The following is a 15,100-nucleotide window of genomic DNA, read 5'->3' as shown; positions in this document are numbered from 1 at the left end:
CGAGGAGGCGCGGGTCAGGCCGCGTGGACGACGTCCTTCTCCTCGGCGAAGTGGCAGGCCGACTCGTGGGCCGCCGGGGTGTCGTCGCCCTTGAAACGCTCCGGGATCGCGAGCAGCGGGACCTCCTCGGCGCACTTGTCCTGGGCCTTCCAGCAGCGGGTGCGGAAGCGGCAGCCCGAGGGCGGGTTGGCCGGGGACGGCACGTCGCCGGTGAGGATGATCCGCTCGCGGTGCTCGCGGGCCTCCGGGTCCGGGACCGGGACCGCCGACAGCAGCGCCTGGGTGTAGGGGTGCGTCGGGTGGTCGTAGATCTGCTCGTCGGTGCCGATCTCGGCCATCTTGCCGAGGTACATCACGCCCACGCGGTCGGAGATGTGCCGGACGATGGACAGGTCGTGCGCGATGAAGATGTAGGACAGGTTGAACTCGTCCTGCAGTCGCTCCATCAGGTTGATGACCTGCGCCTGGACCGACACGTCCAGCGCGGACACCGGCTCGTCGCAGATGATGACCTCGGGGTTGAGCGCGAGGCCGCGGGCGATGCCGATGCGCTGCCGCTGACCGCCGGAGAACTGGTGCGGGTAGCGGTTGATGTACTCCGGGTTGAGGCCGACGACGTCCAGCAGCTCCTGCACCTTGCGGCGCCGGTCGCCCTTGGGGGCCACCTCGGGGTGGATGTCGAAGGGCTCGCCGATGATGTCGCCCACCGTCATCCGCGGGTTGAGCGAGGTGTACGGGTCCTGGAAGACCATCTGGATGTTGCGGCGCACGGCCTTCAGGGCGCGTCCGGACAGCGTGGAGATGTCCTGGCCCTTGTAGAAGATCTCGCCGGCGGTCGCCCGCTCCAGGTTCATCAGGAGCTTGGCCACCGTCGACTTGCCGCAGCCGGACTCGCCCACGATGCCCAGGGTCTCGCCCTGGTACAGGTCGAAGGAGATGCCGTCGACGGCCTTGACCGCGCCGATGTGCTTCTTGAACAGGATGCCCTGGGTCAGCGGGAAGTGCTTGACCAGGTTGCGCACCTGCAGGATCGGCTCGCCGCGCTCCACGCGGGCCTCGATGGCGGCGACCGCCTCCGCCTCGGAGTGCGCGTCGACGACGTCCACGTCGGAGACGTTCGGCGTGGCGTCGGCCGGCACGTCCTTCTTGCTCAGCTCAGCCATGGAGCGTCTCCTTCCGGAAGTGGCACGCCGAGGCACGGCCCACCAGCTCGGTGCCGTCCTGCTCCGTGACCGGCAGCAGAGCCGGGATCTCCGTGCGGCAGATGTCCTGCGCCATCGGGCAGCGGGGGTTGAACGCGCAACCCGTCGGGATGCGCAGCAGGTTGGGCGGCAGACCCTTGATCGCGTACAGCTCCTGGCCCTTCTGGTCCAGGCGCGGGATCGAGTCCAGCAGACCCCGCGTGTACGGGTGGGCCGGGCGCTTGTACAGCTCGTGGACCGGGGCACGCTCCACGATCCGGCCGGCGTACATCACCGCGATCTTGTCCGCGACGTCGGCGACGACGCCGAGGTCGTGGGTGATGAGGATCAGGCCCATGTTGAACTCGCGCTGGAGCTCCGCGAGCAGGTCCATCACCTGGGCCTGGACCGTCACGTCGAGCGCGGTGGTGGGCTCGTCGGCGATGATCAGGTCCGGCTCCAGCGCGAGCGCCATCGCGATCATGATGCGCTGGCGCATACCGCCGGAGAACTGGTGCGGGTAGTCGTTGACGCGGGCCGCGGCCGCCGGGATCTTCACCCGGTCCATCAGCTCGATGGCCCTGGCCTTGGCCTCCTTCTTGGACAGGCCCTGGTGGACCCGGAACATCTCGCCGAGCTGGTAGCCCACGGTCAGCACCGGGTTCAGCGAGCTGAGCGCGTCCTGGAAGATCATGGCGATCCGGCGGCCGCGGATCTTGCGGCGCTCCTCGGGGGACATGGTGAGCATGTCCTGGCCGCGGAAGAGGATCTCGCCCTGGGGGATCTTCGCCGGCGGCATGTCGAGGATGCCCATGACGGCCTGCGCGGTGACGGACTTGCCGGAGCCGGACTCGCCGAGCACGGCGAGCGTCTCCCCCGCGTTCACGCTGTAGTTGACACCGTTGACGGCCCTGACGATCCCGTCACGGGTGTGGAACTCCACGTGCAGGTCGCGGACTTCGAGCAGTGGCCCGCCGTCCGCCCCGGCGTCGCGGGGCGACGGCACAGGAGCGACTTCTTCGATGGTGGTCACGTACGCCTCCCTCAGCGCGTCTTCGGGTCGAGGGCGTTGCGTACGGCCTCACCGAGCATGATGAACGCCAGCACCGTGATGCTGAGCATGATCGACGGGTAGAGCATGATGTACTGCGCGACCCGGATCGAGTTGCCGCCGTCGGAGATGTCGTTGCCCCACGACACGCCGTTCAGGCCGAGACCGAGGAACGACAGCGTCGCCTCGGCGCCGATGTAGACGCCGAGCGAGATGGTGGCGACGACGATCACCGGGGCCACCGCGTTGGGCAGCACGTGGCGGAAGAGGATGCGGTTCGTGCCCGCGCCCAGCGCCTTGGCGGCCTGCACGTAGTCCGTCGACTTGACGGTGATGACCGAGCCGCGCATCACGCGGGCCGTCTGCGTCCAGCCCAGGAAGGCCAGGGCGCCGATCACGACCGGAATCGAGCGCTCGGTGAAGGAGTTCAGCATCACCATCGTGCCGAGCAGGAACGGGATGCCGAAGAACATGTCCGTCACACGCGACAGGACGGCGTCGAGCCAGCCGCCGAAGTAGCCGGCGAGCATGCCGATCAGACCGCCGAGGATCGTCACCACCAGCGTGGTGCCGGCGCCGACGAGCAGCGAGGCGCGGGTGCCGTAGATGGCGCGGGCGAACACGCTGCGGCCCTGGGCGTCGTAGCCCAGCCAGTCGGCCGCGAACACGTTGCCGTAGTGCGGGTGCTGCAGGTAGTGGGCGGCCAGATCCTTGTTGTTCGGATCGGCGCTGGTGAACAGGCTGGGCCAGGCGGCCATCACCAGCAGCAGCAGGATGAGCACCGCGGAGACGACGAACACCCAGTTGCTGCGCAGGTCCCGCCAGGCGTCGCCCCACAGGCTGCGGGTCTTCTCCGGCTTGGGCTCGGGCAGCTTGGCGCCCGCGGCGGCGCTCGGGGCCGCCGTCGCGGCCTCGTCGGCGGAAGTGGTCAGCTCAGGCATAACGGATCCTCGGGTCCAGGACCGCGTAGAGCAGGTCGACGATCAGGCTGGTGACGAGGTAGACGAGGACGAGGATGGTGACCAGGCCGACCAGCGTGGTGCCCTCGCGACGCACGATCGAGTCGGCGATCGTGCCGCCGACGCCGTGGATGTTGAAGATGCTCTCGGTCACGATCGCGCCGCCCATGAGGGCGCCGAGGTCGGTGCCCAGGAAGGTGACGACGGGGATGAGCGAGTTGCGCATCAGGTGCACGCCGACCACGCGGCGGCGCGGCAGGCCCTTGGCGATGGCCGTGCGCATGTAGTCGGCCCGCAGGTTCTCCGCGACGGAGGTGCGGGTCAGCCGGGCGACATAGGCCAGTGAGGCGCTGGCCAGCACGATGGCCGGCAGCATCAACTGGCTGATCTGGGTGTCGTCGTTCACCGAGGGCTCCAGCAGGTTCAGCTGGAAGGCGAACACCGTCTGCAGGATGTAGCCGAGCACGAAGACCGGCACCGAGATCAGCAGGAGCGTCACGAAGAGGATGACGGTGTCGACGGCCTTGCCCGCGCGCATGCCCGACAGGACGCCGAGCACGATGCCGAGGATGGCCTCGATGACGAAGGCCAGGCCGGCCAGGCGCAGCGTCACCGGGAAGGCCTCACCGAGGATGTCGGTGACCGGGCGGCCGCTGGCGACCTGCGTCCCGAAGTCGAAGTGCAGAACGATGTTCTGCATGTAGTCCCAGTACTGGACCAGGACGGGCTTGTCGAGGCCGTACTGGTGCCGCAGCGAGGCCAGAACCGCCGGGCTGGTGCCCTTGTCTCCGAAGAGCCCTCGCACGGGATCGCCGGGCAGGGCGTAGACCATCAAGAAAATCAGCAGGGTGGTCCCGATGAAGACCGGGATCATCTGGAGCAGTCGTCGTGCGACATAGCGCCCCATGGTGCCTCCATGTCAGTCACAGCGAGGGCCCCCTTCGCCGCGTACGAACGACTCCCCCGAGTCGGTTTTTCGTACGTACACCGGCGAAAAGGGCCCCCCGGCCTGTCCGGCCGACGCCGTGCCGCACCCGGGAACCGGGCGCGGCACGGCGTTCGCTGATCGTCAGCGGTTACTTCTTGACCTGAACGCCGGTCAGGATCGGGTCGCCGTCCTGGGCGTACTTCACGCCGGTGACCTTCTCCGAGAAGCCCGCGTTGACCTTGTAGTACCAGAGCGGGATGCTCGGCATGTAGTTCGGGAGCTTCTTCTCGATCTCCTGGTACAGCTTCTCCGACTCGTCCAGCGACTTGGCGGCGTCGGCCTTGGCGATCAGGCCGTCGATCTCCTTGCTGGAGAAGCCGCCCTGGTTGCCGTCGGACTTGCTGCCGTACAGGTCACGGATGAAGTTGGCGTTGAACGGGTAGTCGAGCACCCAGCCGGAGCGGTAGAGCGACTTGACTTCCTTGTTGTCGCGGGCGTTGAGGTCCGCCTGGAAGTCGGCCTTGGAGTCGCCCGTGCACTGCACGCCGGTGGCCTTGGTGATGGAGCCGCAGACGGCCTCCACCCACTCCTTGTGACCGCCGTCCGCGTTGTACTGGATGGAGATCTTGTTGCCCGGGACGCCGCCGCCGGCCTTGATGAGCTCCTTGGCCTTGGCCGGGTCGTACTTGGTGATGTCGCCCGCGGCGTTCGGCTGGTAGCCGAGAACACCCTTGGCGACCCAGCCGGTGGCGGGCTCACGGGTGCCCTGCAGCACGGTCTTGGTGATGGTGTCCCGGTCGATCGCCATCGACAGGCCCTGCAGGACCTTGGGGTCGATGCCCTTCCACTGCTTGGTGTAGAAGGCCACGGCGATGGTCTGGATGCCCGAGTAGGCCTGGTCCACCGCACGGTCGCCGAGGTCGGCCTTGTAGACGGGCAGGTCGCGCGGGGCGATCTGGCGCATCACGTCCAGGTTGCCGGACTTCAGGTCCTGGTAGGCGGTCTCCAGCTTGGAGTAGTTCTTGAAGAGAACGCCGCCGTTCTTGGCCTTGTTCGGGCCCTGGTAGCCGTCGTAGCGGGTGACCTCGATCTGCTTCTTGTGCTGCCAGCTGACGAACTTGTAGGGGCCGTTGCCGATCGGGTGCTCGCCCGCGGCCTTCGGGTCCTTGTAGAAGGACTCGGGCAGCGGCGAGAAGACCTCGTAGCCCAGCTTGTAGACGAAGTAGGGCAGCGACTTGCTGAGCGTGATGGTGAAGGTGTTGTCGTCGACGACCTTGAGACCGGACATCTCGGTGGCCTTCGGCTTGCCCTTGGCGGGGGCGACGTCGTCGTAGCCCTGGATGTCAGCGAACCAGAAGCTGTTGGTCTGCTTGTTCGCCGGGTTCGCGGCCCAGTTCCAGGCCTTGACGTAGGACTCGGCGGTCACCGGGGTGCCGTCATGGAACTTCCAGCCCGGCTTCAGCTTGACCGTGAAGGTCTTGCTGTCCTTGGTGTCCACCGACTGGGCGTTCATCATGACGATCTTGCCGCTGGCGTCGTAGTCCACCAGACCGGTGAACAGGGCACGCGTGACGATGCTGCCGTTGGACTCCATGGTGTTCGCCGGCTGCAGCGGGTTCTGCGGCTCGCCGACCTCGATCGAGAACTTGCCGTTCGGGTCGACCGCAGCCTTGCCCTCGCTGCCCTTGTCGCTGCCACCACCACAGGCGGTCGCTCCCAGCGCCACAACCGCGGCTATCGCCACCCACTTGGCACTCTTGGCACCGCGCATGGGTTCCTCCTCATGAGTCCTTTAGTTCACCGCACGACTGGGCACACGACATTCCACCGACACATGATCCGGAGAAAGTCAGGTGCCCTGCACGCTCGCCGTCGCCGTCGCCCACTGCAAAGGGTGATGCGCTCATCCGAGCTCTACGCGCCTAACTATCTGCTATCGACCATTCGGCCGACCACACCCATTAGGTCTCGGTTCGATCACACCTGACGCCTACTTCTTCCAAAAACCGGACAAAGGGTTTGGCGAAAGATCCCTGCGAAACGGACTTGTTACACATCTATCGGTTCCGGGTGTCCGCATAGCGGACGGTTGACGGGAAAAAACCTGTTGCGGTTTACGGTTGTCCCGTGTGGGGTTCCTTCGGCATGCCCACGCTCCGACGCGCACCGTGCACCTGCCGTCCCGCCCCCGTCAACGGCCGCCCGGACAAAGGCTGTTGAATCCAGCCTCCGGTTGATGTGTTCTGGGTGCATGTGCCGAGCAGGGTAGTGCGAATTAGCCGCTCCGGATCGATTCCGCGCCAAGGTGAAGGGTTTTCCCTACCCTCGCCTTTTCGTCACGCAGCGCTACATCGCGCCGAACGCGAGGGCCGGGCCCCCGCCCTCGCGGAGTGCCCGGCCCTGTCGCGTGTGCGAAGCCGGCGCGTCAGCCGTGCTCGGCGCGTCAGCCGTGCTTGGCGCGGCTCGCGGCGCGGGCGCGCTCGCGGGCGTCCAGGTTCACCTTGCGGATGCGGACCGCCTCCGGGGTCACCTCGACGCACTCGTCGTCACGGCAGAACTCCAGCGACTGCTCCAGGGAGAGCTTGCGCGGCGGCACGATCGACTCGGCCACGTCGGCCGTCGACGACCGCATGTTGGTGAGCTTCTTCTCCTTGGTGATGTTGACGTCCATGTCGTCGGAGCGAGAGTTCTCACCGACGATCATGCCCTCGTACACCTCGGTGCCCGGCTCGACGAAGAGCACGCCGCGCTCCTGGAGGTTGGTCATCGCGAACGCGGTGACGGCACCGGCGCGGTCGGCGACCAGCGAGCCGTTGTTGCGGGTCTGCAGCGTGCCGAACCACGGCTCGAAGCCCTCGTGGATGGAGTGGCCGATGCCGGTGCCGCGGGTCTGGGTCAGGAACTCGGTGCGGAAGCCGATCAGACCGCGGGAGGGGACGACGAACTCCATGCGGACCCAGCCGGAGCCGTGGTTCGACATGTTGTCCATACGGCCCTTGCGCACGCCCATGAGCTGGGTCACGGCGCCCATGTGCTCCTCGGGCACGTCGATCGTCATGCGCTCGACCGGCTCGTAGACCTTGCCGTCGACGTCCTTGGTGACGACCTGCGGCTTGCCCACGGTCAGTTCGTACCCCTCGCGGCGCATGGTCTCGACGAGGATGGCCAGCGCCAGCTCGCCGCGGCCCTGGACCTCCCAGGCGTCCGGGCGCTCGGTCTCGAGGACGCGCAGCGAGACGTTGCCGATCAGCTCGCGGTCCAGGCGGTCCTTCACCTGGCGGGCGGTGACCTTGCGGTCCTTGACGGCCGACTTCGCGTCGGCGCCCTTGCCGGTGCCGCCGCGGCCGACCAGCGGCGAGGTGTTGGTGCCGATGGTCATGGAGATCGCGGGCTCGTCGACCGTGATCAGGGGCAGCGCGACCGGGTTCTCCGGGTCGGCGAGGGTCTCGCCGATCATGATGTCGGGGATGCCGGCGACGGCGCAGATGTCACCGGGGCCGGCCTTCTCGGCCGGCTTGCGGGTGAGCGCCTCGGTCATCATCAGCTCGCTGATGCGGACGTTGCTGATCGAGCCGTCCCGCTTGATCCACGCGACCGTCTGGCCCTTGCGCAGCTCGCCCTGCTCGACGCGGAGGAGCGCGATACGGCCGAGGAAGTTGTCGGCGTCCAGGTTGGTGACGTGGGCCTGGAGCGGGGCCTCCTCCTCGTAGATCGGGGCCGGAATGTGCTCCAGGATGGTGGAGAAGAACGGCTCCAGGCTGGTGGAGTCGGACGGCACGGTGCCGTTGTCCGGCTTGGTCAGCGAGGCGATGCCGTCACGGCCGCAGGCGTAGACGATCGGGAACTCGATCTGCTCCTCGTCCGCGTCCAGGTCGAGGAAGAGGTCGTAGGTCTCGTTGACGACCTCGTCGATGCGGGAGTCCGGGCGGTCCGTCTTGTTGATGCACAGGATGACGGGCAGGCGCTGCTGGAGCGCCTTGCGCAGCACGAAGCGGGTCTGCGGCAGCGGGCCCTCGGAGGCGTCCACGAGCAGCACGACGCCGTCGACCATCGACAGACCGCGCTCGACCTCGCCACCGAAGTCGGCGTGGCCGGGGGTGTCGATGATGTTGATCGTGATGGGGTCCCCGCCGTCCTTGGGGTGATACTTCACCGCCGTGTTCTTGGCGAGGATCGTGATGCCCTTCTCACGCTCCAGGTCGTTCGAGTCCATCATGCGGTCGTCGACCGAGTCGAGCTGGTGGGCGGCGAAGGCACCGGCCTGCTTCAGCATGCCGTCGACGATGGTCGTCTTGCCGTGGTCGACGTGGGCGACGATGGCGACGTTACGGATGTCGTGACGCGTAGCAGTCACAGCCATATTGCGGCGTACTCCCGGAGTGTGAGGAAGGCCTGCGCGTACATCGGTGTTACGCGGACCCTGCCGGGCTGAACATGCCACGGCCTCACCCCATGGTACGGGCCCCGGCCGGAGGCGGCCCTCGCGGCCCGTACCGCGGGGCCCGGCCGGGGCCCTCGGGGGCCCCTCTGCGTGCGCCGCGCACCGGCGGCGCGGGGGCGGGCGCCTCAGTTCCCGGCCGTGGATCCGGGCTTCGGGGCGGCGCCCTTCTTCAGGAAGCCCATGTCCTCGTAGACCGGGGTGCGGAAGCCGAAGGCGCCGATGTTGGCGAGGTTCCCGCGGACGGCGACGAGCTGGGGGCGCTGGTAGAGGGGGATGGAGCCGGCCGCCGCCCAGATGCGGGCGTCGGCCCTGCGGACCAGGGCGCGCATCTCGTCCTCGTCCAGGGTGGCGACGGCCTGGTCGAAGAGCTGGTCGACCTGGTCGGTGCCGACGCGGGTGTAGTTCTGCTGGACGTTCAGGGAGCCGTCGGCGGCCGGCACCGGCTTGGCGTAGATCGGGCGGGCGTCGGTCGCCGGGAAGGCGGACGTGGGCCACGAGTACAGCGCCAGGTCGTACTGGCCGGCGGCGATGTGGTCCTTGAAGTAGCTCTCGTCCGGGACCTTGGTGATCTCGGTGCCGATGCCGACCTCGCCGAGCATGGCGGAGATCCGGTCGGCGACCTTGCGCAGGGTGTCGGAGCCCGGTCCGGAGGGGAGCACGAAGCGGAGGGTGAGCGGCTTGCCGTCCTTGGCCAGCGGCCCGGAGGCGCCGCTCGCCGGGGCGGCCGTGCCGCTGGGGGCGCTCGTGCCGCGGGGGGCGGCGGTGCCGCGAGGGGCGTAGGCGCCGGGCGCTCCGCCGCTCTTCAGGTGCTCCTTGGCGTACTGCCGGCCGTCCTGCGCGAGCTGCCGGGCGCCGCCGCCCTCCCCCGCGTGTCCGTCCCCGCTCTCCAGGGGGCCCTGCCGGTCCCGGGCGGGCGCCTCACGGTCCTTGTGGTCGCCGTCCCTGTTCCCGTCGCCCGGGTCGCCCGCCTTGTGGTCCTCGACGTTGTCGTTCCGGCCGACGATGTACGTGCCGTCGTCGCCGGTGGGGGTGCTCTCCCCGGCGGGACGGCCCGTGGCACCGGCCGCCTTCTCCCCCTTCTTCTCCTTCTTGACCGGGCCGGGCACCCAGCCGGCGTCCGCGAGCAGCGCCCGCGCCTGGGCGGTGTCCTGCCCGCCGAGCGCGTCGCTGTTGTCGGCGTAGGCGTCCTGGCCGGAGAGGGCGAGGTGGCTGCCGACCGGGACGGCGGGCAGACCCAGCGGCTTCAGGACCAGCTTGGCGAGCTGCCCGCGGTCGAGGGCACGCGCCACCGCGTGCCGCACCCGCTCGTCGGCGAGGGGACCGTCGGCGCCGTTCAGGGCGAGCTGGGTGTAGGCGGGCTCCAGCGACTTGCGCAGCCGCACCTCGCGCAGCGCCCGGGCGGCGGTACGGCCGGCCGGGCCCGGCAGGGGTGATCCGCCCCGGGCCCGCGCGGCGGAGGCGATAGCGGCGGCGTCGTCGGCGTCGACGTCGGCGACGTCCACCGTGCCGGCGGCGAGCGCGGACACGCGCTGGTCGCGGGGCACGGCGTGCAGCACGATCCCGGACAGCTTGGCCGGGCGGCCCCACCAGCGGGGGTTGCGGGCGAGGACGACGTCCTTGTTCTTGGTGTCGATCCGCTGGACCGTGAACGGGCCGGCGGTCACCTGGAGCTTCTTGCGCGCCCCGTCGTTGAAGGTGTCCGGGGTGCCGGTGACCTCCTTCGGGTACAGCGGCGAGAACAGCGACTTCCAGTCGGCGTAGGGCCGGCTGAAGGTGACCTTGACCTCCAGGTCGCCGGCGCCGCGCTCGACCTTCTCGATGCGGTCGTACCCGGCGTTGCGGGCGGTCCAGTAGGCGGTGTCCTTGCCGGACAGGGCGCGCCACTGGGCGGCGAAGTCGGCGGCGCCGATCTCCCGGCCGTCGCTCCAGACCGCCTGCTGGTTGAGCCGGTAGACGACGACCTGCTTGGGCTCGGTCTCCACGATCCGGGCGGTCTCCAGATACGCCGGGTCGAGCTGCGGCATCCCGTTCGCGTCGAGGCGGAACATGGTGGGCAGGACGGCCTGGGCCACCCGGGTGGTGCCCGCGTCGGCGTCCGCCTGGAAGGTGTTCAGCGTCTGCGGCACCGCGTCCACGGCCCAGCGCAGGGTTCCGCCGTCGGCGACCAGGTTCCGGGCGGCGGACCCGATGTCCTGCCCGGCCAGCGGCTTGCTGCGCTTCTCGTCGGAGCCGCAGCCGGCGAGGAGGGGCACCGCGAGGGCCCCAGCGGTCAGGAAGGCGAGCGCGCGCGTGAGAGCGCGGGGGCCGACACCGTCGTGGGACATCTGTGCTACCTCCGAGGAGAGCCGCTCCCGCCGGTGGACACGGGTGGGTTCTGATCACGTTTGGCGGTATTTTGGTGCTGATCAGATCTATGGCCCCACTGAAGAGGAAAGGGTTCGCCTGCCGAGGGCGACACGGCGACGGGAGGCTGCAAGCTCACCCGTGCGGAGGAACCGCGCCCCCGGCGCACGCAGAGCGCGTGCGGGCGCGCGCGAGGGTTGTGCAATCCGCCAATCGCTGCACATCCCTTCCCACCGGACGGTGTGACGCGCAACACTCGCAGGCGCATGAACGTTGCCGCTTGGGCCCCCGACGGCCCGTGGAAGTGAGGTCACGTCATGTCCGTGCACGACGACCTGACGTCGGTCCAGCGCACCCTCGACGAGTTGCTGCGGTCGGTGGGCCGGCTGGAACAGCAGCTCGGCGGCGGTCTGGAGATGCGCCGCGTGCGCGCCGACGCCGACCACCTGCGCGAGAGCGTCGCCCTGCTGCGCGAGGTCTCCGAAGGCCCCGCCGCGGCGCAGCGGCCCGCGCTCGTCACCATCTCCGACGCGCCCTACGACATCTCCCTGTGGACGGACTCGGACGACGAGGGACTCGGCGCCCGCGACCGCCACGCCCCCTGACCCGACCGGAGTCCTCGAGTTGGCCACTGGTACGGAACCCCCCGACACCGACCCCCGTCCGCACCGCGGCGGCGTCCGGTCCCCGGCGCGCGCCGCGATCGACGCCCCGCACCTGAGGACCGACCGCTGGTGGCTGGCACCCGCCGCCACCGCGGCCGGCCTGCTCGCGTTCATCGTGTACTCGACCTGGCGGGCCTTCGCCGACGCGGACTACTACGCGGCGCCGTACGTCTCGCCGTTCTACTCGCCCTGCCTGGCGAGCAACTGCGCCACCATGCACGCGGGACCCAACGCGGACCTCTTCGGCAGCTGGTGGGCGCTCTCCCCGGCGATCATCATCCTGATCTTCCCGCTGGGCTTCCGCCTGACCTGCTACTACTACCGCAAGGCCTACTACCGGGGCTTCTGGGCGTCCCCGCCGGCCTGCGCGGTCGCCGAGCCGCACCGGACGTACACGGGTGAGACGCGCTTCCCGCTGATCCTGCAGAACGTCCACCGGTACTTCTTCTACGCGGCGATCCTGGTCGCCGGCGTGCTGACCTACGACACCGTGCTGTCCTTCCGCGACGAGCACTACGCGTGGGGCCACATGGGCCTCGGCACGGTGGTCTTCCTGGTCAACATCGTGCTGATCTGGTCGTACACCGTCTCCTGCCACTCCTGCCGGCACATCGTGGGCGGCAAGCTGAAGCACTTCTCCCGGCACCCGGTGCGCTACCGGATGTGGCGGTTCGTCGGCCGGCTCAACGCCCGCCACATGCAGCTCGCCTGGGCGTCGCTGCTGAGCGTGGCGGTCGCCGACTTCTACGTGTACCTGCTCGCGTCCGGCGTCTTCGACGATCCGCGCTTCTTCTGACGAGTTTCGGTGAGTGAGGCCTTCTGATGTCCGTGGTGGATCGGCAGGAGTGGGACGTCGTCGTGGTCGGCGCGGGCGGCGCCGGGCTGCGCGCCGCGATCGAGGCGCGCGAGCGCGGGGCGCGTACGGCGGTGATCTGCAAGTCGCTGTTCGGCAAGGCGCACACGGTGATGGCCGAGGGCGGCATCGCGGCGGCGATGGCCAACGTCAACGAGCACGACAACTGGCAGGTCCACTTCCGCGACACCCTGCGCGGGGGGAAGTTCCTCAACCAGTGGCGGATGGCCGAGCTGCACGCCCGGGAGGCGCCCGAACGGGTGTGGGAGCTGGAGACCTGGGGCGCGCTGTTCGACCGGACCAAGGACGGGCGGATCTCCCAGCGCAACTTCGGCGGCCACGAGTACCCGCGCCTGGCGCACGTCGGCGACCGTACGGGCCTGGAGCTGATCCGCACCCTCCAGCAGAAGATCGTCGCGCTCCAGCAGCAGGACCACCGGGAGACCGGGGACCACGAGTCCCGGCTGCGGGTCTTCCAGGAGTGCACGGTCACCCGGGTCCTCAAGGACGGGGCGGGCCGGGTGTCCGGGGTCTTCGCCTACGAGCGGGAGACCGGCCGTTTCTTCGTCCTCCAGGCCCCCGCCGTGGTGATCGCCACCGGCGGCATCGGCAAGTCGTTCAAGGTGACGTCGAACTCGTGGGAGTACACCGGCGACGGTCACGCGCTCGCCCTGCTCGCCGGGGCGCCGCTGCTGAACATGGAGTTCGTGCAGTTCCATCCCACCGGCATGGTCTGGCCGCCGTCGGTGAAGGGCATCCTCGTGACCGAGTCGGTGCGCGGCGACGGCGGGGTGCTGCGCAACTCCGAGGACAAGCGGTTCATGTTCGACTACATCCCCGACGTCTTCAAGGAGAAGTACGCCGAGTCGGAGGAGGAGGCGGACCGCTGGTACGAAGACCCGGACCACAACCGCCGTCCCCCCGAACTGCTCCCCCGCGACGAGGTGGCCCGCGCGATCAACTCCGAGGTGAAGGCGGGCCGGGGCTCCCCGCACGGAGGGGTCTTCCTGGACGTCTCGACGCGGATGCCCGCCGAGGTCGTCCGGCGCCGGCTGCCGTCGATGTACCACCAGTTCAAGGAACTCGCGGACGTCGACATCACGGCGGAGGCGATGGAGGTCGGGCCGACCTGCCACTACGTGATGGGCGGCATCGCGGTCGACTCGGACACGGCCGCGGCGCGCGGGGTGCCGGGGCTGTACGCGGCCGGGGAGGCGGCCGGCGGTATGCACGGCTCGAATCGGCTCGGCGGAAACTCGCTGTCCGACCTGCTGGTGTTCGGGCGCCGGGCCGGCCGGCACGCGGCGGAGCACGCGGCCGGGCTCGCGGCGGACCGCCCGCCCGTCGACGACGCCCAGGTCGACGCGGCGGCCGCGGAGGCGCTGCGGCCGTTCTCGGCGGAGAGCGAGGAACCGGCCGGCGGGCCGCCGGAGAACCCGTACACCCTGCACCAGGAGCTCCAGCAGACCATGAACGACCTGGTGGGCATCATCCGCCGGGAGGAGGAGATGGAGCAGGCGCTGCGGAAGCTGGCCGAGCTGCGGACGCGGGCCCGGCGGGCCGGGGTGGAGGGCCACCGCCAGTTCAACCCGGGCTGGCACCTCGCCCTGGACCTGCGGAACATGCTGCTGGTCAGCGAGTGCGTGGCGCGGGCCGCGCTGGAGCGCACGGAGTCGCGCGGGGGACACACCCGCGAGGACTTCCCGGGCATGGACCGCGCCTGGCGCCGGATCAACCTGCTGTGCCGGCTCGCCGACCCCACGGGCGGCCTGGCGGCCACCGACCCGGTGCGGGGCCAGATCACCCTGGACCGGGAGACCACCGAACCCGTCCGCCCCGACCTGCTCGCCCTCTTCGAGAAGGAGGAGCTGGTCAAGTACCTCGCCGAAGAGGAGCTCTACGAGTGAGCAGCTACGAGGCCCGCTTCAAGGTGTGGCGGGGCGACGCGCAGGGCGGCGGCCTGGCGGACTTCACGGTCGAGGTCAACGACGGCGAGGTGGTGCTGGACATCGTCCACCGGCTCCAGGCCACCCAGGCGCCGGACCTGGCCGTGCGCTGGAACTGCAAGGCGGGCAAGTGCGGTTCGTGCTCCGCCGAGATCAACGGACGGCCCCGGCTGATGTGCATGACCCGCATGTCGGTGTTCGACCGCGACGAGACCGTCACCGTCACGCCCCTGCGCGCCTTCCCGGTGATCCGCGACCTGGTGACCGACGTCGGCTTCAACTACGCCAAGGCGCGTCAGGTCCCGGCGTTCGTGCCGCCCGAGGGCCTGGGACCGGGCGAGTACCGCATGTTCCAGGAGGACGTGGACCGGTCGCAGGAGTTCCGCAAGTGCATCGAGTGCTTCCTGTGTCAGGACGTCTGCCATGTGGTCCGCGACCACGAGGAGAACAAGACGGCGTTCGCCGGCCCGCGCTTCCTGATGCGGGTGGCGGAGCTGGACATGCACCCGCTGGACGCGGCGGAGGAGACCGGCCTGGACCGCAAGCGCACGGCCCAGGACGAGCACGGCCTCGGCTACTGCAACATCACCAAGTGCTGCACGGAGGTGTGTCCGGAGGGCATCAGGATCACGGACAACGCGCTGATCCCGCTCAAGGAACGGGCGGTGGACCGCAAGTACGACCCGCTGGTGTGGCTGGGGTCGAAGATCGGGAGGCGGTCGAGGTAGGGGCG

Annotated in this window: 11 protein-coding genes; 4 read left to right on the top strand and 7 right to left on the bottom strand. The window is 69.4% G+C overall.

The genetic code is table 11. The features are described from left to right. Positions 1 to 14: 14 nt before the first annotated feature. The 7 genes from ACIPM1_RS04735 to ACIPM1_RS04705 form a co-directional block, all read right to left on the bottom strand. Complete coding sequence (locus ACIPM1_RS04735) at positions 15 to 1,163, bottom strand: ABC transporter ATP-binding protein (RefSeq protein WP_402428904.1); 1,149 nt, start codon at positions 1,161 to 1,163, stop codon at positions 15 to 17. After that, complete coding sequence (locus tag ACIPM1_RS04730; protein WP_402428901.1) at positions 1,156 to 2,214, bottom strand: ABC transporter ATP-binding protein; 1,059 nt, start codon at positions 2,212 to 2,214, stop codon at positions 1,156 to 1,158. Before ACIPM1_RS04730 ends, ACIPM1_RS04735 begins: the two co-directional genes overlap by 8 nt. Before the next feature lie 11 nt (positions 2,215 to 2,225). Next, positions 2,226 to 3,173: an ABC transporter permease gene (locus tag ACIPM1_RS04725; RefSeq protein WP_402428899.1), complete on the bottom strand. Its 948-nt coding sequence runs from the start codon at positions 3,171 to 3,173 to the stop codon at positions 2,226 to 2,228. Continuing rightward, the gene (locus ACIPM1_RS04720; protein ID WP_402428896.1) at positions 3,166 to 4,098 is read right to left on the bottom strand and encodes an ABC transporter permease; all 933 of its coding nucleotides are present in this window, start codon (positions 4,096 to 4,098) and stop codon (positions 3,166 to 3,168) included. Before ACIPM1_RS04720 ends, ACIPM1_RS04725 begins: the two co-directional genes overlap by 8 nt. Before the next feature lie 169 nt (positions 4,099 to 4,267). Continuing rightward, positions 4,268 to 5,890, bottom strand: a complete 1,623-nt coding sequence (locus ACIPM1_RS04715) for an ABC transporter substrate-binding protein (RefSeq protein ID WP_402428893.1) — start codon at positions 5,888 to 5,890, stop codon at positions 4,268 to 4,270. 672 nt (positions 5,891 to 6,562) lie between these two features. Then, complete coding sequence (gene typA / locus ACIPM1_RS04710; protein ID WP_402428890.1) at positions 6,563 to 8,479, bottom strand: translational GTPase TypA; 1,917 nt, start codon at positions 8,477 to 8,479, stop codon at positions 6,563 to 6,565. A 206-nt stretch (positions 8,480 to 8,685) separates the two neighbouring features. Continuing rightward, positions 8,686 to 10,884, bottom strand: a complete 2,199-nt coding sequence (locus tag ACIPM1_RS04705; RefSeq protein ID WP_402428887.1) for an ABC transporter family substrate-binding protein — start codon at positions 10,882 to 10,884, stop codon at positions 8,686 to 8,688. A gap of 336 nt (positions 10,885 to 11,220) precedes the next feature. Between ACIPM1_RS04705 and ACIPM1_RS04700 the strand changes: the two genes are divergently transcribed. The 4 genes from ACIPM1_RS04700 to ACIPM1_RS04685 are packed head-to-tail and all read left to right on the top strand — an operon-like array spanning position 11,221 to position 15,095. Further along, on the top strand, positions 11,221 to 11,508 hold the full coding sequence (locus ACIPM1_RS04700) for a hypothetical protein (RefSeq protein WP_356191801.1): 288 nt from the start codon (positions 11,221 to 11,223) through the stop codon (positions 11,506 to 11,508). Between the two features lie 19 nt (positions 11,509 to 11,527). After that, on the top strand, positions 11,528 to 12,364 hold the full coding sequence (locus ACIPM1_RS04695) for a hypothetical protein (RefSeq protein WP_356191803.1): 837 nt from the start codon (positions 11,528 to 11,530) through the stop codon (positions 12,362 to 12,364). 26 nt (positions 12,365 to 12,390) lie between these two features. After that, positions 12,391 to 14,328, top strand: coding sequence for a fumarate reductase/succinate dehydrogenase flavoprotein subunit (locus ACIPM1_RS04690; protein ID WP_402428883.1), 1,938 nt, complete (start codon positions 12,391 to 12,393; stop codon positions 14,326 to 14,328). Beyond that, positions 14,325 to 15,095: a succinate dehydrogenase/fumarate reductase iron-sulfur subunit gene (locus ACIPM1_RS04685; protein WP_356191809.1), complete on the top strand. Its 771-nt coding sequence runs from the start codon at positions 14,325 to 14,327 to the stop codon at positions 15,093 to 15,095. The genes ACIPM1_RS04690 and ACIPM1_RS04685 overlap by 4 nt, the downstream gene beginning before the upstream one ends. Positions 15,096 to 15,100: the final 5 nt, after the last annotated feature.

This window comes from Streptomyces sp. NPDC086766 (assembly GCF_044746005.1).
Classification (GTDB): domain Bacteria; phylum Actinomycetota; class Actinomycetes; order Streptomycetales; family Streptomycetaceae; genus Streptomyces.
The sequence above is the reverse complement of the archived record's forward strand: the minus strand, read 5'-3'. Positions and strand labels throughout refer to the sequence as shown.